Consider the following 20,462-nt stretch of genomic DNA (forward strand, 5'->3'; position numbering starts at 1 on the left):
AGCGAACACCCCGAACACCTCTACCTCGCCGACTTCGGCCTCACCAAGAAGTCCCTCTCCCTCAGCGGACTCACCACCGTCGGCCAGATCGTCGGGACGCTCGCGTACGCCGCTCCCGAACAGATCTCGGGCTGGGCGGTCGACGGCCGCTGCGACCTGTACAGCCTGGCCTGCGTGGTCTTCGAGATGCTCGCCGGCGTCCCGCCGTTCCGCCAGGACGGCGACCTCGCCCTGCTCTGGGCGCACCTCAACGAACCCGCGCCCCCGCTGGCCGCCCACCGGCCCGACCTGCCGCCGGCCATGGACACCGTACTGGCCACCGCCCTCGCCAAGGCACCCGACGACCGCTACGACACCTGCCTCGAATTCGTCGCCGCCCTGCGCACCGCCGCGGCCGAGGAACCGCCCCACGCGCAGCAGTGCTGGCAGTCGACCGGCCCGCCCACCGAACTGGTGCCCGCGCTCGCCCAGGGCCCGTACCGGGATGCGTCGGAGCCCCGGCCGCGAGCCGCGGCGGCCGCCGGGGTGCCCGAACCGCCCGCCTGGGCGATGCCCGTCTTCGACCCCGGCTCGCTGCCGTCACCACCGCCGCCGGCCACCGGGCCGCCCCGGTTCAGCGCGTCCGGCTGAGCCGCCCAGCCGACCCGGCGTCAAAGGCCCTGCTGTCAAGGGCCCCGCTGTCAAAGGCCCGGGTGTCAGCCCTCGGTGGTGTGCGGCGGCGCGGCGGCCGCACCCGGCCGGCCGGGGCTCTCCGGAAGCCTGGCGGCGATGGCCGACAGCAGCAGCTCCAGCGCGAGCGGGTAGGCACTGCGCTTCATGTCGGTGACCAGCAGGTCGGCGGTGGCGGCGATGTTGGGGTGGGTGGCGGCCGGCAGGCGGGCGTAGCGGGCCTGCCAGACGCCGAGGTCGGCGGCCTTGGCGGGGGCGGGCAGCGCGTCGGCGGCGGCGTCCTGGGCGGCGAAGGCCAGTCCGTGGTCCACGAAGACGTGGTAGAGCTGCACGGCCTCCTCGTCCGGGAAGCCGGCGCCGCGCAGGATGCCGAGGATCGTCTCGACGGCCCGCGTCTCGTGGTGGCGTCCGGTGGTGCGGTGGGCGGCGAGCGGGGCCGCCTGGGGGTGCGCCCGGTAGGCGGCGTGGATGCGCAGGCCGATGTCCCGCAGGTCGGCCAGCCAGTCGCCGGTGCTCTGCCAGCCGTGCTGGGCCTGGCCGATGAGTTCGTCGGTGATGGCGAGCAGCAGGTCGTCGGTGTTGTGGAAGTAGCGGTAGAGGGCGCTCGGGTCGGCGCCGAGGGCGGCGCCGAGGCGGCGGACCGTCAGGGCCTCGGCGCCGTGCTGGCCGAGCAGCCGCAGTGCCGTCTCCACGATGACCTGCTCGGACAGGACCGTCCCCTGCTTGGTCGGGCGCCGGCGTCTGCGTCCGCTCTCGCCGCCGACCACTCGCTCGTTCATCCGGTTGCCCCTTGCCGTAGCGTGGCGCCACCTTACGTCAACGCCATTGACGTGTGAAGGGCGGCGGAGTTTCATTTCCAGCCACCGGGGCCGACGCAGGCCCCCCGGTCAAGGCGGTGGCCAGTTGACTGCAACAGCGAAGGACGGGGCGAGCAGACCCCGGGGACGCGACCAGGGAGGCGCCGGAACCGCGCCCGCGAGCATGCGCAAGTCCATCGGCCTGCTCGACGGAGTGGTGATCGCGGCGTCCAGTACGGCCGCGACCACCAGCATCGGGATCGGGCTCGGGCTGACCGCGGGCATCGTCGGGCTGCACCTGCCGGCCATCATGCTGCTCGCCTTCCTGCCCGTGCTCGGCATCGCGGGCGGGTACGGCCGGCTCAACCGGGTCGAGCCCAACGCGGGCAACAGCTACACCTGGGTGGGGCGCACCCTCAGCCCCTGGCTGGGCTTCCTCACCGGCTGGGTCAGTATCGTCTCCACCGTGGTGTTCATGGCGTACACGACCGCGGTCACCGGCTCGGCGGTGCTCCAACTCGTCGGCCAGGCGGGGCTGCACAGCGTCCTCGGCCACCCGCTCGACCCGGAGTCGACCCTGCAGACCACGCTGCTCGGCCTGGTGGTGCTCGCCGCCGCCACCGTGGTCGCGACGCGCGGGCTCGGCCTGGCGGCCCGGCTGCAGCGGTACCTGCTGGTCTTCGAGTACGCCGTGCTGCTCGGCTTCTGCGGCTACGGCCTGTTCGCCGGTGACCAGCCCTTCTCGCTCGACTGGTACAACCCGTTCACCATTCCCTCGCTGGACTCGCTCGCCCAGGGCATGGTGCTCGGGGTCTTCTCCTACTGGGGCTTCGAGTCGGTGTTCAGCGTCGGCGAGGAGGTCCGCGATCCGCGGGACGCCTCGCGCGGCGGGCTGATCGCCCTGGCCCTGATGATGCTGCTCTTCCTGCTCGCCGCCACCGCCTTCCAGCGCGTCCTGCCGCTCGACGAGCTGGCCGACAACGGCGCCCAGGGGCTGACCTACTTCGGGCAGAAGCTCGCCCACCAGCCGCTGGCCGCGCTCCCGTTGATCGCCCTCACGTTCTCCGCGGTGGCCTCCCTCCAGGCGGCCGTCATCCCCACCGCGCGCGGCACCTACGCCATGGGCCGGGACGCCACCCTCGGCCCGGTCTGGACCCGGCTGCACCCGCGCCACCGGACCCCGGTCGCCGGCACCGTGCTGATCACCGCGATCGCCTCGGCCGTGGCCGTGCTCGCCCTGGTCATCCCCACCGTCACGGACCTCATCGGCGCCGCGGTCAACGCGATCGGCATCGTCGTCGCCCTCTACTACGCGCTCACCGCCTTCGCCGCCGCCGTGCGCTTCCGCCACCTGCTGCGCACCGCGCCGTTGGAGGCCCTGCGCGCGGTGGTCGCTCCCGCGCTCGGTGCCGTCGTCCTGCTCGCCGTCGGCGGCTACCTGGTGCGCAGCTTCTACCTGGCCTCCGACCACTTCGAACTGGATGCCGGCAACGGCTGGTTCCAGCTGCTCGTCCCGGCCCTGATGATCGGCTCAGGACTGTTCGCCGGGGCCTGGGCCCGCTGGGTGCGCCGGTCGCCGTACTTCGCGGACGGGCGCGGCACCGACGCCGGCCGACTGCTGCCGGCCCCCACCTCCCCCTCGTAACGGGGCAGCACCTCGTGACCGAGAGCACCACCTCATGATTGGGAGCACCACCATGACCCACGCCGATCTGGTCTTCACCGGCGGCACCGTCTTCACCGCCGATCCGGCCCGGCCACGGGCGGACGCCCTCGCGGTCACCGGTGAGCGGATCAGCGCCCTCGGCCGCGACGCGACGCACGAGCTGATCGGCCCCGGCACCCAGGTCGTCGACCTCGACGGCGGGCTGCTGCTGCCCGGGTTCCAGGACGCGCACGTCCACGCCGTGTACGGCGGCGTCGAGCTGGGCGAATGCGACCTCACCGGCACCACCGGCGTCGACGAATACCTGCTGCGGGTGCGGGAGTTCGCCGAGGCGTACCCCGAGCGGGCCTGGATCACGGGCAGCGGCTGGTCGATGGAGAGCTTCCGGGGCGGCCTGCCGACCCGGCAGCTGCTCGACTCCGTCGCCCCCGACCGCCCGGTCTACCTGCTCAACCGGGACCACCACGGTGCCTGGGTGAACACCCGCGCCCTGGAACTCGCCGGGCTCACCCGGGACACCCCCGACCCCGCCGACGGCCGGATCGAACGCGAGCCGGACGGCACGCCGTCCGGGGCCCTCCAGGAGGGCGCCACCGGCCTGGTCGCCCGCATCGTCCCGCCGACCACGCCCGCGCAGCGCCTCGCCGGGCTGCTGCGCGCCCAGCGGCTGCTGCACTCGCTCGGCGTCACCGGCTGGCAGGACGCCCTGCTCGGGGTCTTCAACGGCCAGCCCGACCCCTGCGACGCCTACCTGGCGGCCGCCCGCGAGGGCACCCTCACCGCCAGGGTCAACGGCGCGCTCTGGTGGGACCGCGACCGGGGCGCCGAGCAGATTCCCGAACTCATCGAGCGCCGCGGCCGGTTGCGCCACGGCCGGTTCCGGGCCGACTCGGTCAAGATCATGCAGGACGGCATCGCGGAGAACTTCACCGCCGCGATGACCAGCCCCTACCTGGACGCCTGCGGCTGCGCCACCGCCAACTCCGGCCTGAGCTTCGTCGATCCGCCGGCGCTGCGCGAACACGTCACCGCGCTGGACGCGCTGGACTTCCAGGTGCACTTCCACGCGCTCGGCGACCGCGCCGTACGGGAGGCCCTGGACGCCGTCGAGGCCGCCCTGAAGGCCAACGGCCCGCGCGGCAACCGGCACCACCTGGCGCACCTCCAAGTGGTCCACCCCGAGGACCTGCCGCGCTTCGCCCCGCTCGGCGCGATCGCCAACATCCAACCGCTCTGGGCCGCCCACGAGCCGCAGATGGACGAGCTGACCATCCCGTTCCTCGGCCCCGAGCGCGCCGGCTGGCAGTACCCGTTCGCCGGTCTGCTGCGCGCGGGCGCCGCCCTCGGCGCGGGCAGCGACTGGCCGGTCAGCAGCCCCGACCCGCTCGCGGGCATCCACGTCGCCGTCAACCGGATGGAGCCCGGCGCCACCGACGGCCGGGTCTTCCTCCCCGAACAGCGCCTGGACCTGGAGACCGCCCTCACCGCCTACACGGCGGGCTCCGCCCGCATCAACGGCATGGACGACACCGGGCGGCTGAGGGCCGGTCACCTCGCGGACCTGGTGGTGCTCGACCGCGACATCCTCGCCCGGCCCCCGCTGGAGATCGCCGAGGCCCGCGTCACCCGCACCTACGTGGGCGGCGCGCTGGTGTACGCCGCGCCGTGACGCCAGGGGACCCTGCCGTCAGAGGTCCACGAAACGGCAGAGGTCCCCGGGTCCGCGCCGCCCGACGGCGACGGTGACCCGGGGACCTCCCCGCACCGTGGTGCTGATCCCGCGTGGGCCCGGACGACCAGCCCGGGCCCACGCGGGTCACGCGCTCACGCGCACACGCGGTTCCCGTCAGCCGAGGGTGGCGAGAGCCTCGTTGAGGATCGCCGACGGCCGCATGACGGCCGCGGCCTTGGCGACGACCGGCTGGTAGTAGCCGCCGATGTCGACCGGCGAGCCCTGCACCGCGATCAGCTCGTCGACGATGGCCTGCTCCTGCTCGGTCAGCGTCTTGGCGAGAGCCGCGAAGGCCTCGGCCAGCTGGGCGTCCTCGGTCTGCGCCGCCAGCTCCTGGGCCCAGTAGAGGGCCAGGTAGAAGTGGCTGCCGCGGTTGTCGATACCGCCCAGGCGACGGCTCGGCGACTTGTCCCGGTCCAGGAAGGTGCCGGTCGCCCGGTCCAGGGTGTCGGCGAGGATCTGGGCCCGCGCGTTGCCCGTGGTCTGCGCCAGGTGCTCGAAGCTGGCCGCCAGCGCGAAGAACTCGCCCAGGCTGTCCCAGCGCAGGTAGTTCTCCTTGAGCAGCTGCTGGACGTGCTTCGGCGCGGAGCCGCCGGCACCCGTCTCGAACAGGCCGCCGCCGTTGATCAGCGGGACGACGGAGAGCATCTTGGCGCTCGTACCGAGCTCCAGGATCGGGAACAGGTCGGTCAGGTAGTCACGCAGCACGTTGCCGGTCACCGAGATGGTGTCCGCGCCACGGCGGATGCGCTCCAGCGAGAACGCGGTCGCCTGCTCCGGCGACATGATCTCGATCTGCAGCCCGTCGGTGTCGTGCTCGGGCAGGTACGCCTTGACCTTGGCGATCAGGTTGGCGTCGTGCGCGCGGCCCTCGTCCAGCCAGAACACGGCCGGGCTGCCGGTGGCGCGGGCGCGGTTGACGGCCAGCTTCACCCAGTCGCGGACCGGCACGTCCTTGGTCTGGCACATGCGGAACACGTCGCCGGCGGAGACCGGCTGCTCCAGCACGAGGTTGCCGGCGCCGTCCAGGACCCGGACGGTGCCCTCGGCGGGGATCTCGAAGGTCTTGTCGTGGCTGCCGTACTCCTCGGCCGCCTGCGCCATCAGGCCGACGTTCGGGACGGAGCCCATCGTCGCCGGGTCGAAGGCGCCGTTGGCACGGCAGTCGTCGATGACGACCTGGTAGACGCCGGCGTAGCTGCTGTCGGGGATGACCGCGAGCGTGTCGGCCTCCTTGCCGTCCGGGCCCCACATGTGGCCGGAGGTGCGGATCATGGCCGGCATCGACGCGTCGACGATGACGTCGCTCGGGACGTGCAGGTTGGTGATGCCGCGGTCGGAGTCGACCATCGCCAGGGCCGGGCCCTCGGCCAGCTCGGCGTCGAAGGACGCCTTGATCTCGGCGCCCTCGGGCAGCGAGTCCAGGCCCTTGAGGATGCCGCCGAGGCCGTCGTTCGGGCTCAGACCGGCCGCCGCGAGCACCTCGCCGTACTGGGCGAAGGTCTTGGGGAAGAAGGCCCGCACGACGTGACCGAAGATGATCGGGTCGGAGACCTTCATCATGGTGGCCTTGAGGTGCACCGAGAACAGCACGCCCTCGGCCTTGGCGCGGGCGATCTGGGCCGCGAAGAACTCACGCAGCGCCGCGACGTGCATGACCGAGGCGTCCACGATCTCGCCCGCCAGCACCGGCACCGACTCGCGCAGCACGGTGGTGCTGCCGTCGGCGGCCGCCAGCTCGATCCGCAGCGCGCCGGCCTCGGCGATCACGGCGGACTTCTCGGTGGAGCGGAAGTCCTCGGCGTCCATGTGGGCGACGTTGGTCTTCGAGTCGGCCGTCCACTTGCCCATGCGGTGCGGGTGCGCCTTGGCGTAGTTCTTCACCGAGGCGGGCGCCCGCCGGTCGGAGTTGCCCTCGCGCAGGACCGGGTTCACGGCGCTGCCCTTGACCTTGTCGTACCGGGCGCGGACGTCGCGGTCCTCGTCGGTCTTCGGGTCGTCCGGGTAGTCCGGCAGCGCGTAGCCCTGCTGCTGGAGCTCCGCGATCGCGGCCTTGAGCTGCGGGATGGAGGCCGAGATGTTCGGCAGCTTGATGATGTTGGCCCCGGGGGTCTTCGCCAGCTCACCGAGCTCGGCGAGCGCGTCGGCGATGCGCTGGCCCTCCTCGAGACGCTCCGGGAAGCTCGCGATGATCCGCCCGGCCAGGGAGATGTCACGCGTCTCCACACTGACGCCGGCCGTCGAGGCGTACGCCTGGACCACCGGCAGGAACGAATGCGTTGCCAGGGCCGGGGCCTCGTCGGTGTGCGTATAGATGATGGTCGAGTCAGTCACCGTTACTCCGCTTCACGTCTACAACGTCTCGATATCAAGATATCTCGTGCGGGCCCCTCCCCGACAATCACCCCCGCCCCGTCCGACGGGCGAACCGCACGAGCCTCTTGTCATGCTCACGAGTAGCCCTCACCCGGCGAGGGCACCCACGCCGCCCGACGACCGCCCCACCCGGCGACCCCACAGCCCCTTCACCAGCGTAGGGACCCTCGGCCGAGCCCGCCGCCCGCACCACCCGGGGCCGCAGCCCCACCGCCGCCCGGCGAGGCCCGCAGGGCGGCCGCCATCGCCGTCGAGCCACCTCACCGAACAATCGTGCACCACTCGAATGCATGTCCAATTTGCCTTATTTTCAACCCAGTTGGTGTAATGTCCGGAGTCTTCGCCGGGGGTGGCCGGCCGATCGGTCCTGGAGGTCAGTGGTGGCACAGATCGTCGGTGTGCACGGGATCGGGTGGGCGTTCTCCTCCCGCTCGCAGATGACCGAGACCTGGCTCGCGGCGCTCCGCACGGGCCTGCAGAACGACCGCCATCCCCAAGCGGACACGGTCTCCTTCGAGGCCGCGTTCTACGGGTCTCACTACAACCTCGGCAGCGGTGGCAAGAGCGCCGGTGAGCCGCTCTACCGGCCCGCCGACCTGCAGCCCGGCTTCGAGCTGGACCTGCTGGAGGGCCTGGCCGACGCGGTGAAGCCGGACTCCGGCGCCGACCCGCAGGAGCCGGGCGCCAAGGGTGTGCTGGTGCGAAGCCCGCAGCTGCTGCTCAACATCCTCCTGGGTGTGCCGTTCTTCGGCTCCCTCGGAGCCTCGGGCATCATCCGGCTGATCAAACAGGTGCACCGGTACTTCAGCGACGACGACCTCCGGGCGGCGGTCCGCGGCGAGGTGGCCGCGGCGGTCAAGTCCGACACCCGTGTCATCGTCGCGCACTCCCTGGGCAGTGTCGCCGCGTACGAGACGCTGTGGGAGCACCCTGGACGGCGGATCGACACCCTGGTGACCATCGGATCGCCGCTCGGGATCAAGGCCGTCCGCAAGCGGCTCGACGTGACCGGGGACGGCCATCCGGGGCTCCCCCCATCCGTCCGCCGATGGGTGAACGTCGCCGCCGAGCAGGACTTCATCGCGTTGGAGAAGTCCCTGAAGCGCCGGTACGGCGGCGCCGTCGAGGACTTCGTCGTCCGGAACCCGATGCTCGAGTGCCATGACAGCACCTGGTACCTCCAGAACCTGCGGACCGTCCGAGCCGTCGGCGCAGCTCTTGGCTGAGCGCTGGTTCCTCCTCGCCGGCGAGAGCGAGTACGGGACGGCCACCGAGCTGTCGCGCCTGGAGCACGTGCCTCGCGAACTCGACCTGATGCGCGAGGCGCTGTCCGCGCTGGGCATGCGGGAGATCGGGCCCCCCGTACCGGGCGCCGGGGAGCGCGGTCTCGATCAGGCCCGCCCGGCGCTGCTGAACTGGCAGCGGGGGCTGGCGAACCGTCGCGGCGAGCCGCCTCCCGTGGTGTTCGTCTACTGCACCGGGCACGGCTACGCCGAGTCCTCCGGCTGGGGCTTCGTCCTGCCGGAGCACACGCCGGACAATCCCAAGACGCTGGCGCCCCTGAGGATCGTGGAGACGCTGCTGGGCAGCGACCGGGAACCGCTGCCACCGGTCGCACAGGTGATGCTGGTGCTCGACGCGTGCTTCTCCCAGAGCGGCGCGCTCAAGGGGATCCAGGAGATCTCCGACCTCGCGCAGCTGCGTGCCACGGGCTTCGACGCCTGGGTGATCGCGGCCGCGCGCTCCCACGAGAAGGCCTACGAGCTGGCGTTCGCGCGGGCCTTCCGCGATGCGCTCGCCGCCGGCGACGGCCTGCGGGAGTTCGTCGATCCGGACGGTCTGATCGACGCCGTCAACACGAGGATCGGCGGGCAGCAGCAGGTCTGGCTCGGCCGCTCGGGCCTCGGCTCCTGTGTGATCCTCCCCGACCCGGCCCACATGCCCGTCGAACCGCCGCGCCTCGATGTGGAGTGGAGCAACGTGGGGCGGGGGCTCACCGGGAAGCGAACGTCCGAGGCCGGCTGGTTCTTCTCCGGGAGGAGCTCCGAGCTGCGCGAACTGCAGGACCGTCTGGCCGGCTTCGGCGAGTCGGGTCTGTCCGTGCTGCGCGGCGCCGCCGGCAGCGGCAAGAGTGCGCTGCTCGCCCATCTCGCCATCACCGGCATCAGCGCGTGGCGTCGCGAGGTGCCCCCGATCGTGCGCCGTCATGCCGGCCTACCGCCGGAGGGCTGCGTCCACGCGATCGTCACCGCGGACCGGGCCAGTGTCGACGAGCTCGCCCGGCGGATCGGGCAGGAGCTCGCTCTCCCGCTGGGCCCGCAGGCGGGCCCGGCCGAGCTGCTCGACGGTCTCGACCGGCTACCGCGCCGCGCGGTCCTGGTGGACGACGCCCACCGCGCGGCGGCGGACCCGCAGGAGCTCTTCGATCAGCTGCTGGAGCCGCTGTGCCGGGACACCGACGCGACGATCGTGCTGTCCGCCCGCCCCGGCGTCGCCTGGGACGACCTCTGGCGACGCCACGACGTGCCCGTGCTGGAGCTGCGCCCGGACCTCGAAGGCGTGCGCGCCTACGCCCGGACCTACCTGGAGCACTTCGGCGGTTCCCTCTCCCGCCAGGGCGGGGCGCAGGAGGCCGAGGCGATCGCCGCCGCGTGCAACGGCCACTTCGATGCGGCGGCGCACGCGGTGCGGGCGTTCCGCGACAGCCTGGGCGACCTCGCGGCGGCGCGGGCGGCCGCAGGAAGGCGGCTGAGCCTGCGCCACCTCGATCTTCTCGGCTCCGGCGGCCGCCCCGACAACTGGGCCCGCGCGATGCTCCAGCCCGTCGAGGCCGCCGCAGCCTGTGGCGCGGAGGCCGGGCTGACCGCCGCGCACTGGGCGGCGCTCGCCTCGGCCATGGACCTGTCCGGTGGGACTTACTCCCCCCGGGAGGCGCTGGAGGCCGCCGAGCTGCTCGGTCCCCAAGCGCTCGTACCGGACGCCGGGGCGGCCGATGCCAGGGAGCGGGCCTGGCGGCTTGCTCACCCCGATGAGCAGGCACCGGTGCGCAACGGCTTCGCCCGGGCAGTGCGCCACTGCCTGCCCGCCGACGGGCCGGCCGTCGACTGGGCGCGGGCCGGTGCCCGCGAGGCCTGGTTGCTGTGCGACCTGGCCAGGCGTGACCCGCGCCGCTTCCGTACCGAGCTCGACCTCCCCGCCTTCTGGCTGGCCCTGCCGCCGGACGTCGCCGCCCGCGCGGTCCATGAGCAGACCGAGCTCTTCGGCTCGGCGGAGCTCAAGGACGCGGTGCTGGCGCTGGCTCCCGGCAGCCCGGCCGGGGCCCGGGCCTTCCGGCTCAAGACCGCACTGCTGCGGTCCGGCGCGCGCGAGCAGGGCGCGGCGCTGGACATCCGGAGCTTCGGTGCCCCGGTCGAGGTGCGCTGGGCCGGGCCCGACCGGGAGATCCCGATCACCGGCGCGCTGGCCGTCACCGGCGGATTCGCCCTGACGGCCCATCACGACGCCTCCCTTCGGCTGTGGGACCTGGCCACGGGTGCGGTGACCGCGGTGCTGGATCCCGCGGAGGCCGGGGGGACCGCGTCCGGCATCGCGCTCGCCGTCATCGGCGGCCGGCCGGCGGCTGTGGCCCTGACCAGGGACGGCGCCCTGCTGTGGCGCCCCGGGTTCGCGGGCGGCCCTGAGCTGGAGCACCTGGCGCTGCTCGCCCCGGGGGACGTCTTCGCGTTGCTCCCCGACGGCCGGCTGGCGGTGGCGTGCGGCTCGCAGATCAAGGTCACCGATCTCGGCGCGATACCGCCGGTGGCGGCCGCCCCGATCCTGGTGGGCCGCCCCCCGGCCCGGCTGATCCCGGTCGGCGCGTCCGCTGGCGCCGGGCTGCTGGCGGTGGAGGAGCAGGGGGTGGTGACGACCTGGCCACTGGCTCCACGCGCCGGCGACGCGGCCCGTCGCGGCCCGGCTCCGGCTCCGGCTCCGGCTCCGGCTCCGGCTCCGGCTCCGGCCGGTGTGCGCATGGCCGCCGCCCCCTCCGGTCTTGCCGCTTCCCCCTCAGGGCGCACACTCGCCGCGATCGGTGCGGACGGCCGCGTCCAGGTCTGGGGCGGGGCCGACGGCGTCGGCGGGCGGAGCGCGGAGCCCGGCCGAGCCGGCCCCGGCCTGCTGGCCGTCAGCGACCACCTGGTGGCGACGGCCACCGGCGGCCGCTTCCCGGCCCTCACGCTGCGCGCCCTGGCCGCGCCGGCGCCGCAGGTCGCCGATCTTCCCCTGCTCGACCCTCCGGTCGCTCTCGCCTTCGCCGAAGGCGGCGATCTGCTGCTGGTCGCGGACACCAGGGGCCTGATCTGCCTTGAAGTTCAAGACGACCGGTCGACCGGTCGTTCCATCGATGATGAGGAGCCGTTGTGACTGCTCTCGATTCCGTCCCGCCCCGCGATGTCGTCGTGGGCGCGCTCCTCGCCCTCGACCAGCTGATGGATGCGGCCACGGAGGGAAGGAGCCCCAAACAGCCCGCCCTGGACAACCTGCTCGACCACCTCGACCGGCGTGGCCTGGCTCCGCTGAAGGACACGGCCGAGCCCGCGAATCTCCCCGCCTGGCTCGTCTGCGACACCGACCGGGGGCTGGGTCGCCTGGTCAGCGCCCTGACCGAGGTGGGCGACGAGAGCGGCCCCCAGGCGGTCCTGACCAGCGCCGTCCACGCCGTCCCCGGCCTCGCCGAGAAGCTCTTCGCGCTCTTCGGCGACGCCGCCTCCGTCGGCACCTGCGATCCACGCACGCGCTCACGGGAGGGACTGTTCGACGTCGTGGCGCTGTCCGGGGCGCACGCATGGGTCGCTGGTCTGCGGGCCTTCGCCGACGCTGCCCAGGACCAGCCGCAGGAGCCCGACCACGACGGTGCGGCACGCGAGCTCGTGGCGGGCACCAGACAGTGGCGCTCGGTGTCGAGGAGCACCAACCAGGCGGCCGGCCAGAGCGCGGTCGCCGCGGTACGCGCGCTGCTGGAAGACCTGGAGGTCAGGCGGGCACTCTCGCCCGGTCCGGCGCTGTCCGCCGTCGGCCTGCTGCCGCCGCTGTCGGTGGACGACCCGAGCGCCTGCCTGCCCGCGGCCCTGCGGATCCTCGCCCGCACGGTCAACGTCCCCGAGCTGAGCTACCCCGGCGGCGGCGTACTGGCCGCCGGCGGGCTCGCCCCGAAGGCGGCCGGCCGGGCGTTCGCACCGATGGACGACGCCGAGGCCCGGCTGCGGGCCGGTGCGACCGGTGAGGCGCTCGTCCACCCGGGCCGCGGCGGCTGGTACCGCACCTCGTGCGACGGCACGGAGTCCGTGCGCACGGCCGCCGACCCGTCCCTGGGCCTGGCCGGCGCCGCGCAGGCCTACTGGGGTCCGGCATGGACCCGGTGGCAGCAGGCCCAGCACCGGGCAGCGCTCGGCGATCTGCGCTGGTCCGCGAACAACTGGCGGGACACCCCCGAGCGGCAGTCGCTGCCGGACATCGAGACCGAGCAGGTCGAGACCCTGCGGGAGATCTTCCAGGGGAACGTCCGCCGGGTCGCCGTACTCGGCGGCCCTTCGGGTTCCGGCAAGTCCTGCATCGCCCGCTGCTTCCTGCGGCGGATGCGGGCCGAGGGCCGGTTCGTCCTCATGCTGTCCCCTGACAGCGGGGAGTTCCCGACCCGGGACGTCCTGCGCCGGGTCGTGCGCCATGCGCTGGGCGCCCAGGAAGCCCCGGCGGGCAGCACGGGCCGCCCGGTCGTGGTGCTGGACGGCATCCGGCCGATCGGGGAGCCGGACGTGGAGAGGGTGCTGCCGTTCGTCGCGGACGAACTCGACGTCAGCCTGCTGGCCGTCCTCGAGTACGACATCAACGCGGGCCACGACTGGCAGACGGAGTCGCTCACGGTCGTGCGTTCCAACGTCCGGCCGGCCGCACTGGCCGCCTTCGCGGCGCGGGCGATGGCGGCCCACCCGAGCAAGGTCGGTGGAAGCGACCGGTTCATCGCTGCCATGAGCCGCCGTTACCCGCACGACCTGACCCGCTTCAGCCGCGGCCTGATCGAGGCGCACAGGAAGGGTTTTGACAGCCCCGAGGAGCTGGAGGAGGACCTGCGCGGCCAACTCAAGGACACCCTGGATGCGCGGGCCCTGCACCGGGTCGCGCTGATCGCCGCGATCTCGCTGCTCGGCGGCGACGGCGCCGCGACCGACGCCGAGCTGGCGCAGTCGCTGGAAGGCCTCGGCGCGACGCAGGGACGGGTCACCGGACGCTACCGGTTCGCCAGCCCCGCCGACTGCGACCTGGTCCTGAACACCTTCGCCGAGCACGAGTACCGGGACCGGGCCGACCGGCCGGGCAAGCATCAGCTGCTCGTCCGGCTCGCGGCACCGGAACTCGCCCAGGCGCTGGCGAGCGGCTCGGACCGGCCGCTGGCCCTACTGCGCGGTGCCCGCCTGTACGACGACACCGTCTGCCGCCGGCTCACCGACAGCCTGTGGGAGCAGCACCGGGAGGCGGTGCGCAAGTGGGCGCGGGTGGCTTCGCCGCTCGACCTCGCGGTGCTGCTGCTGGCCGTCGACTCCTCACTGGGCGACGACATGTTCACCGAGCTCCTGCAGACGATGCTGGCCGGCCTGGCGGACGTCAGCCCGGGTTCGGCCCGCGAGCTGCTGCCCGCCGTCCGGGCGATCCACCGCTACCGCCACCGGATCCGCGATGAGGAGCTGGACCGTCTGCTGGGCTGGTGCGAGGACCGGTTCGCCCAGCTCCTCGATGCTCAACCCACCGGCAACGAAGGCCTCTTCAGCCTGCTGGACTGGTTCAGCAGGTTCCACGACGCCGATCTGGACCTGTTCGTCGCGGGGCGCGGAGCCGAGATCCTGGTGGGGCTGGACCCCAAGCGGCCGCTCGACTACCGGATGGTCTGCCGGGTGGAGGAGATCGTCCGCCGTGCCAGGAGGACGAGTGGCGACCCCGAACGCGCGCTCTGGGTCGAACACGCCCCCGAGGTCCAGAAGTTGCTCGCCCGCGCGCCGGAGCCGTCCGACGGCATCGCCCTCTTCATGGCCTCCCTCGTACTTCGGCTGCGCTTCGACCCCGACTACCGGGACTGGGACGTCGTACTGAAGCGGCACGGCACCGATCTTCGCCGCGCGCTGGGTGACCCGCACGCGTGGCAGCTGCGCTACGCGCTGGACGAAGCCCGACGCTACGACCTCGCGTTCGTGACCAAGATGCTGAACTCGATGAGATCGACGGGCGTCTTCGCCGCGGCCGTCCGCACGGCCCTGACCCGCAGCGCGATGCCGGCGGAGGCCGCACAGCTGATCAGGACACTGAGCGAGATCCACAGTGTCACCGCCCGCACGGTGCTGTCCGCCGGACCGGTACCCGATCACGCGCTGGCCGCCCGGCTGGCGGAGCTGATCCGGGCGACCGACGACGCCAAGGGCGCGGGGCTGCTGCTGTCGGCCACCGCACGGGTCGACGAGCTCTTCGTGACGGAGCGCAAGGGCTTCGCGCAGCACCTCGCCGAGGCGCTGGGGCAGGAGTGGGTGATCCGCCAGATCGACGAGGACCCCAGAGTCTCCGTGCAGTACCACCTGATCAAGGGCCTCTGGGAGGTCGAGGCGCCCTACCGCAGCGACTGCCTCGACCTCTTCGTGGAGGTGACCGCCCGCGCCCTCAACTACTCCATGCGCCCGTGGGGCCCGCAGGTCGCCCTGCTGATCGGACAGGACGAGGAGTTCGGCGCCGCATTCGTCGAGAGGCTCAGCAGCCAGGTCAAGGAGGAACGCCTGCTGGCGGGCATGCTGACGGCGTCCAGTATGGACACCCGGCGCCAGTTCCACCGGATCGGGCCCGCGATGTACCCGGGCATCCCGGCGGCCTACCTGGAGCGCCACTCGCACAAGGAGTTCGCCGAGCGCGTGCGGGCCTCCTCCCCCAGCAGCGCCGCGCAGTGCGCCCAGGAGACCATCCGCACGCTGGTCGCGGCCGGCCTGTCGGCCTCCGAGGCGGGGGCGTACGTGCTGCTGGAGAGCAGCCAGGAGAGCGTCGAGGATGCCGGGCGGCGCTGGGCCGGCCGACTTCGCCGGGGCTCCAGCAGCAGCGAGGTCGCCGAGGTGCTGAACGTACTGCGGCAGCTCGACGCCACCGGTGCCGCCGCCGTCCTGCAGTCGCTGGCCACCCGCAAGGTCCCGTCACGGCTGTCCGGCAACACCGTCCTGCGTGACCAGCTGCGCCGGGCGATGTACCGGGACCCGGTGGACGCCGTCGGCCTGCTCACCGCGGTCGAGGGCCTGGCCCCCGGCAAGGGCGAGGAGCTGATGCGGCAGGCTCAGCAGGATCTCAGGCTCTGGAACGCCTTCACCCTGGAGCTCGGCCATATCCAGCATCCCACCCAGCAGTACACGGTGCTGCGGCAGTTGGTGCGGCTGGGCCTGCGCCCGGAGCAGCCGCACTCCACCTGGATGGACAGCCTCAGGCCGCGGCTGGACGTGACGGCCCGCGAGGTGACGAGCCCGGCGGCACTGAGCGACCTGGTACGCCTGGCTCTGATCTGGAAGCCCGACTGGGCGCGGGACCTGGCGTCGTACATCGACGGCGCGTCGGTCGCCCGCAGGATCGGCCACGGGCGCATCGGCGATCTGGCGCACGTGCCCAGGCTGCTTTCGGCCCTGACCAGCTGTGACGCCGGCGACAGCGTGAACCTCCTCCTCGACACCCTGGAGGAGTTCGCGCCCGCCGCCCTGGTCCGCTCCCTCGACCTCCGCACCGCCGACGCGATGGTGGAGTTCGCCCGTCGCCACCGCCCCACACTGGCCCATCGGCTGGCGCCCGGGCTCGCGGAGTCGATCGGGCGCCGGGTGCGCCGCCCGGTGGTGTACGACGAGGCCGAACACTGGAAGGAGATCGGGTGGGCGGCCATGACGCTGCGCCTGATGAACCGTGAGGAGCTGATCGCCATGGACGTGCCGGGCCGGCTGCCGAACCCCGCCCATGCCTACGCGACGGCCTGGGGCACGCGCTGGCTCCCCCGCCAGCCGTGGACGAGCAGAACGGTGGAGGCGGCACTGGCCACGGTGCTGGGGGCGAGGCCGCCCAGCCCGGGGGCCGCCTTCGTGGCCCTCGCCTGCGCCTCGGATCTCGACCGCACGGCGGAACTGCGCGCGGCGGACGGCGGCTGGCCGGACGTCGCCGCCGCCGGGGCCCGCCAGCTCACCGTCCTGCAGACGATGGCCGAGCGCGATCATCAGCTGCGGGCCGCTCTCGTCTCCCAGCGGGAGGCCACCCTGGAGCGGATCGACCACCCCACGGCCCGGGCCGCGGGGCACCGGGACCAGGCCAGGGCCTGGTTCGATGCCCTACCCGCCGACACCCCCGCCGGTGAGCGGGGCGCTCCGGGCCGGTGAGCAGGGCGCCGCTGACGGCGGGTCAACCGGGGACGCCGCGCGTGCGGTCGGGTGTGCGGTCCGGCGGCGGCGTCGCCTGGAGGAGGAAGGTGGCGATGTCGTCCGAGCGCTGGCGGGAGTGCCAGGCGCCGGCGACGAGGTCGGTGGCCGCCGTCTCCAGGTCCGGGTCCGCCCGGTCGAGCTGGGCGGCGAGGTCGGTGATCGCCTGGTCGAGGTCGGTGCCGGGGGACTCCACCAGGCCGTCGGTGTAGAGCAGCATCAGCGCGCCGACGTCGAAGGGCACCTCGGTGATCGGGTAGGCGGTGGCGGTGTCGATGCCCAGCGGCAGGCCGGGCGGGAGGTCCAGGATCCTGGTCCGCCCGCCCGGCGGACGCAGCAGCGGCGGCGGGTGTCCGGCGCTGACCAGGTACGCGCGGTGCCCGGCCAGGTCCAGATGCGCGTAGAGGCAGGTGCTGAAGAGGTCCGGGTCGAGGTCGCACAGCAGGCGGTTCGTCCGGAGCAGGACCTGGTCGGGGGCCGCGCCGGCGGTGGCGTGGACGGCGGTACGCACCTGGCCCATCAGGGCGGCGGCCGCGACGTTGTGGCCCTGGACGTCGCCGATCACGGCGGCGGCGGTGGCCGGGCCGAGCCGGATGAGGTCGTAGAAGTCCCCTCCGACGTCCAGCCCCCGGGTCGCGGGCAGGTAGCGGGCGGCGACCCGCAGGCCGTCGAGCGTCGGCAGGACATGGGGCAGCAGGGCCTGCTGGAGGCCGTGGGCGAGCCGGCTCTTGGTGTCGTACAGCCGGGCGCGGTCCAGGGCCTGGGCGATCAGCCCGGCGAGCGAGGTCAGGACGGTGCGCTCGTCCGCCGCGAAGCGGTGCGGCTGGTCGTACGAGAGCAGGCAGCAGCCCACCGGGCGGCCGGAGGTGATCAGCGGCAGGACGGCCCACGCCTGCTTGCCCGTCACCTGCGGCACCTCCGGGTGGGCGCGGGCGAGCTCCCCGGGGTCGCCGAAGAAGTCGGGCACCGCCGTGATGAGTGCCCGCAGCATCGGGGCGGTGCGGTCGTCCAGCGGGATCTTGTTGAACCGTTCGATCTCCTCCGGGGTGTACCCCCGGTAGCCGGCCACCTGGAACCGCCCCTCCTCGATGCTCAGCATCGCGAGCCCCTGGGCGTCGAAGGCCGGCATGATCTGCTCGGCCACCAGGGCGATCACGTCGTCCACCGTGACGGCCTCGGTGAGGGCCGCCGCCAGGTGCATGATCTGGTAGAGCTGACCGGCGCGGGAGACCGGTGTCGGCTCGGGCCGGACCGGGACCGGCGCCGCCGGGTCGGGGTCGGTCGGGGTGATGCGCACGCTGGTCCCGTCGGCGCTCGGGTACAGCCTGAAGTCCAGCCACAGGTCGGGCGGGCGCAGCGCGGTGAACGCCATCGGCTCACGGCTGATGATCGCTGCCCGGTACCGGTCCTCGTACACCGGGTTGTCCAGCCACGGCAGGGCCTGCCACGGGATCGTGCCCAGCAGCTGGTCCCGCCCGGCGTCGAGCAGGTCGCAGGCCGATTGGGTGAGGAAGGTGATCCGCCCGTTGAGGTCCAGCGCGCAGCTGCCGCCCGGGAGCCGCTGCGCGAACGCGGACGCGGCGGTCTCGGGGAGCTTGGCCGCCGGCAGCTGGACGGGCAGCACGCGGGGCCGGGAGGGCGGTGTGAACGGATGCCCGGCGGCGTCGGCGTCGGCCAGCAGCACGGCGATCCGCCGGCCGCTCGTGGCGATCCGGTCCTGCTCGGCCCGGGCGAGCTCGGGCGGCCGGTTGCCGGGCCACAGCAGCAGCAGTGCGCCCCGGCGGCGCCCGTCGGACCGGATGGGGGCGGCGGCCAGCGCGAAGTGGTACGGCATCGTCACCGCGATCCGCGGGTACATCCGGGCGAAGTCCTGCTGGCTGCCGGACCAGACCAGCCGGCCCTCCCGGGAGGCGTCGCCGACGGGGGTCGGGGCGGTGAGCGCGATCCTGGTCCACGGGGCGATGAACTCGGCGGGCAGGCTGCGCACCACCGCCAGGTGGAGTACGTCCTCGTCGGCCGACAACAGGTATACGGCGCCCGACGACGCGCCGCACTGCTCGACGGCGGAGGTCAGCGCCTCATCCAGGTGCGCATCCCACCCGGCCGCGTCACCGGCGGCCGGCACGGGGTTCTCCCGAATGCCGAAGCGTCGCCGGCCACCGGTCCGACGGTGCAGCCCGCAGCTCGGTCCGAACAACGCCCATACCTGTGACGCTACGCCCGCTGCCGGGCCCGGGCACCCCGGCCGCCCGCCGCGCCGCCCGCCGCTCAGGGGGCGCGGCGGACAGGCCCGGGCGTGGCGCTCCGGCAGGCTCGGTGCCGCAGGCGCAGGGGTGCGCTGTGCGCCGGCCGGGGCCGGGGTGCGGGGGCCTGCGGTGCGTCCGCGCCCGCTCAGTGGCTGGGGACGAGGGCGGCCGGCAGGTGCCAGGCGCTGCGGCGCCGGAGGGCGTCCAGCTCGCGCTGGAGGGTGGGCCTCGGCACGGCGAGGACGGGGCGGCCGGCGTGCTTGACGCAGTATGCCGTCACCGAGGCCCGCAGGCCGCGGCGCAGCACGCTGCCGCTGCCGGCGCCGAGCACGAGCAGGTCGCCGGGGCGGTCCGCGCACTGCACCAGGACGGGGCCGGTGTCGCCGCGCACCACCTGGGCGGAGAGCCGCACGCCCGTGGGCGCTCCGCCGAAGGCCTCGTCGAGGGCCTCCCGCAGCCGGGCCACGGCGCCCTCCTGCCAGGCGGCCAGCAGCGGCGGGCAGGGCGCGCGGCGGTAGCCGTGCTCGCCGCCCTGCGGGAGCCAGGCGAGTACCGCCAGTACCTCGGCGTCGGTGCGGCGGGCCTCGTCTACGGCCTGGTGGAGTGCGGCCAGACTGCCGAGCGATCCGCTGACCCCGACCACGATCCGGCGCCCCCGCCGCTCGTCGTGGAAGCCCTCATCCATGCCCGTCATATCCGTTCCTCGCGTACTCGGCTCGTGTCCTCGGCTGTGCCCTCAGCCAAGCTCACGGGCGGACGACGGAACCGCCCGTTGACGTTTCCCTGATGATCGGATCGGCGATCCCAACGCATCCCTGACGGCGGCCCGCGCCACTGCCCTCGGGAAGGCCGGGGGCGGGACTCGCCGCCGCGCGGCAGACAGGCCCTAGCCTGGCCGGATGGCGATCCACGGCTTCGGGGCCACCGAGTTCCAACTCGTACTGCTACGGCGCATGGCCGACTTCAACCCCGGCCCGGTCGAGCAGGCGGTGCACCGGCTCGGCTCCTCTCGTGCCGAACTGCGCGAGGCCAACCGGCGCTGGCAGGCGATGATCCGCTCCGCCCGCTTCCCGCGCGGGGCGCGGCGCCACACCGCGGTACTCGGCCCCGCCCAGGAGAGCGAACCCGTCAGGATCGGGGACCTCACCTGTACCGCCCTGCGGTGGACCCTCCCGCTCTGGCCGGAGCTGCGCTTCGAAATCCTGCTCGGCCCGCCGGACACCGGCGCGCAGGTCTGGAACGAATGGCTGGTACGCCCCGCCGGCGCGCCCCCGCCCCCGCTGCGTACTCTCGCCGACCTGACCCCGTGGAGCTGCGTCGTCTCGGACGTCGCGACGGCCTTCCCACCCGCCCGGCCCCGCGAGGGCAGCGCCCCGACACGCTGGCAGCTCGACTTCACCGCCCCCGACGCCGGCGGCGTCCCGCACGCCTGCACCGCCGACTTCACCTGGGGCCTGCTCCAGGAGGTCCGCGCCGACGAATCCGCCGAGCCCGGCGGCAACCGCGGCTGACCGGGCGGGAGCCGGGCGG

Annotated in this window: 11 protein-coding genes; 7 read left to right on the forward strand and 4 right to left on the reverse strand. The window is 73.7% G+C overall.

Annotation, left to right across the window (positions count from 1 at the left end; translation table 11 throughout):
* A partial coding sequence (locus ACIBH3_RS14835) for a serine/threonine-protein kinase (RefSeq protein WP_396312348.1) occupies positions 1 to 630 on the forward strand: 630 nt, incomplete at its 5' end.
* A 65-nt stretch (positions 631 to 695) separates the two neighbouring features.
* Here the strand turns inward: ACIBH3_RS14835 and ACIBH3_RS14840 are convergent.
* Complete coding sequence (locus ACIBH3_RS14840; RefSeq protein WP_396312349.1) at positions 696 to 1,448, reverse strand: TetR/AcrR family transcriptional regulator; 753 nt, start codon at positions 1,446 to 1,448, stop codon at positions 696 to 698.
* Positions 1,449 to 1,650: 202 nt separating this feature from the next.
* Between ACIBH3_RS14840 and ACIBH3_RS14845 the strand changes: the two genes are divergently transcribed.
* Both ACIBH3_RS14845 and ACIBH3_RS14850 read left to right on the forward strand, forming a co-directional pair.
* Complete coding sequence (locus ACIBH3_RS14845; RefSeq protein ID WP_396312350.1) at positions 1,651 to 3,111, forward strand: APC family permease; 1,461 nt, start codon at positions 1,651 to 1,653, stop codon at positions 3,109 to 3,111.
* Positions 3,112 to 3,163: 52 nt separating this feature from the next.
* On the forward strand, positions 3,164 to 4,801 hold the full coding sequence (locus ACIBH3_RS14850; protein WP_396312351.1) for an amidohydrolase: 1,638 nt from the start codon (positions 3,164 to 3,166) through the stop codon (positions 4,799 to 4,801).
* Positions 4,802 to 4,978: 177 nt separating this feature from the next.
* Here ACIBH3_RS14850 and ACIBH3_RS14855 read toward each other — a convergent pair whose 3' ends face one another.
* Positions 4,979 to 7,198 carry an NADP-dependent isocitrate dehydrogenase gene (locus tag ACIBH3_RS14855; RefSeq protein WP_396312352.1) on the reverse strand — a complete coding sequence of 740 codons (2,220 nt, stop codon included), beginning with the start codon at positions 7,196 to 7,198 and terminating at the stop codon, positions 4,979 to 4,981.
* 422 nt (positions 7,199 to 7,620) lie between these two features.
* Between ACIBH3_RS14855 and ACIBH3_RS14860 the strand changes: the two genes are divergently transcribed.
* The 3 genes from ACIBH3_RS14860 to ACIBH3_RS14870 are packed head-to-tail and all read left to right on the forward strand — an operon-like array spanning position 7,621 to position 16,647.
* Complete coding sequence (locus tag ACIBH3_RS14860) at positions 7,621 to 8,466, forward strand: hypothetical protein (protein ID WP_396312353.1); 846 nt, start codon at positions 7,621 to 7,623, stop codon at positions 8,464 to 8,466.
* A complete protein-coding gene (locus tag ACIBH3_RS14865) occupies positions 8,459 to 11,641 on the forward strand; it encodes an AAA family ATPase (RefSeq protein WP_396312354.1) in 3,183 nt (1,060 codons plus the stop codon). The genes ACIBH3_RS14860 and ACIBH3_RS14865 overlap by 8 nt, the downstream gene beginning before the upstream one ends.
* A complete protein-coding gene (locus ACIBH3_RS14870; RefSeq protein ID WP_396312355.1) occupies positions 11,638 to 16,647 on the forward strand; it encodes a hypothetical protein in 5,010 nt (1,669 codons plus the stop codon). The genes ACIBH3_RS14865 and ACIBH3_RS14870 overlap by 4 nt, the downstream gene beginning before the upstream one ends.
* Positions 16,648 to 16,669: 22 nt before the next feature.
* Here ACIBH3_RS14870 and ACIBH3_RS14875 read toward each other — a convergent pair whose 3' ends face one another.
* Both ACIBH3_RS14875 and ACIBH3_RS14880 read right to left on the reverse strand, forming a co-directional pair.
* Positions 16,670 to 18,811: a SpoIIE family protein phosphatase gene (locus ACIBH3_RS14875; RefSeq protein WP_396312356.1), complete on the reverse strand. Its 2,142-nt coding sequence runs from the start codon at positions 18,809 to 18,811 to the stop codon at positions 16,670 to 16,672.
* Positions 18,812 to 19,077: 266 nt separating this feature from the next.
* Positions 19,078 to 19,626, reverse strand: coding sequence for a universal stress protein (locus ACIBH3_RS14880; RefSeq protein ID WP_396312357.1), 549 nt, complete (start codon positions 19,624 to 19,626; stop codon positions 19,078 to 19,080).
* A gap of 205 nt (positions 19,627 to 19,831) precedes the next feature.
* On the opposite strand from ACIBH3_RS14880, the gene ACIBH3_RS14885 reads away from it, so the two are divergent.
* On the forward strand, positions 19,832 to 20,443 hold the full coding sequence (locus ACIBH3_RS14885; protein ID WP_396312358.1) for a hypothetical protein: 612 nt from the start codon (positions 19,832 to 19,834) through the stop codon (positions 20,441 to 20,443).
* The last annotated feature ends 19 nt before the right edge of the window (positions 20,444 to 20,462 follow it).

The organism is Kitasatospora sp. NPDC050543, assembly GCF_044457565.1.
In the GTDB taxonomy this organism is placed as follows: domain Bacteria; phylum Actinomycetota; class Actinomycetes; order Streptomycetales; family Streptomycetaceae; genus Kitasatospora.

Coding starts and splice junctions, on each gene's coding strand:
- ACIBH3_RS14840 (WP_396312349.1), bottom strand. CDS start 1,448: ATGAACGAGCGAGTGGTCGGCGGCGAGAGCGGACGCAGACGCCGGCGC.
- ACIBH3_RS14845 (WP_396312350.1), top strand. CDS start 1,651: ATGCGCAAGTCCATCGGCCTGCTCGACGGAGTGGTGATCGCGGCGTCC.
- ACIBH3_RS14850 (WP_396312351.1), top strand. CDS start 3,164: ATGACCCACGCCGATCTGGTCTTCACCGGCGGCACCGTCTTCACCGCC.
- ACIBH3_RS14880 (WP_396312357.1), bottom strand. CDS start 19,626: ATGACGGGCATGGATGAGGGCTTCCACGACGAGCGGCGGGGGCGCCGG.
- ACIBH3_RS14885 (WP_396312358.1), top strand. CDS start 19,832: ATGGCGATCCACGGCTTCGGGGCCACCGAGTTCCAACTCGTACTGCTA.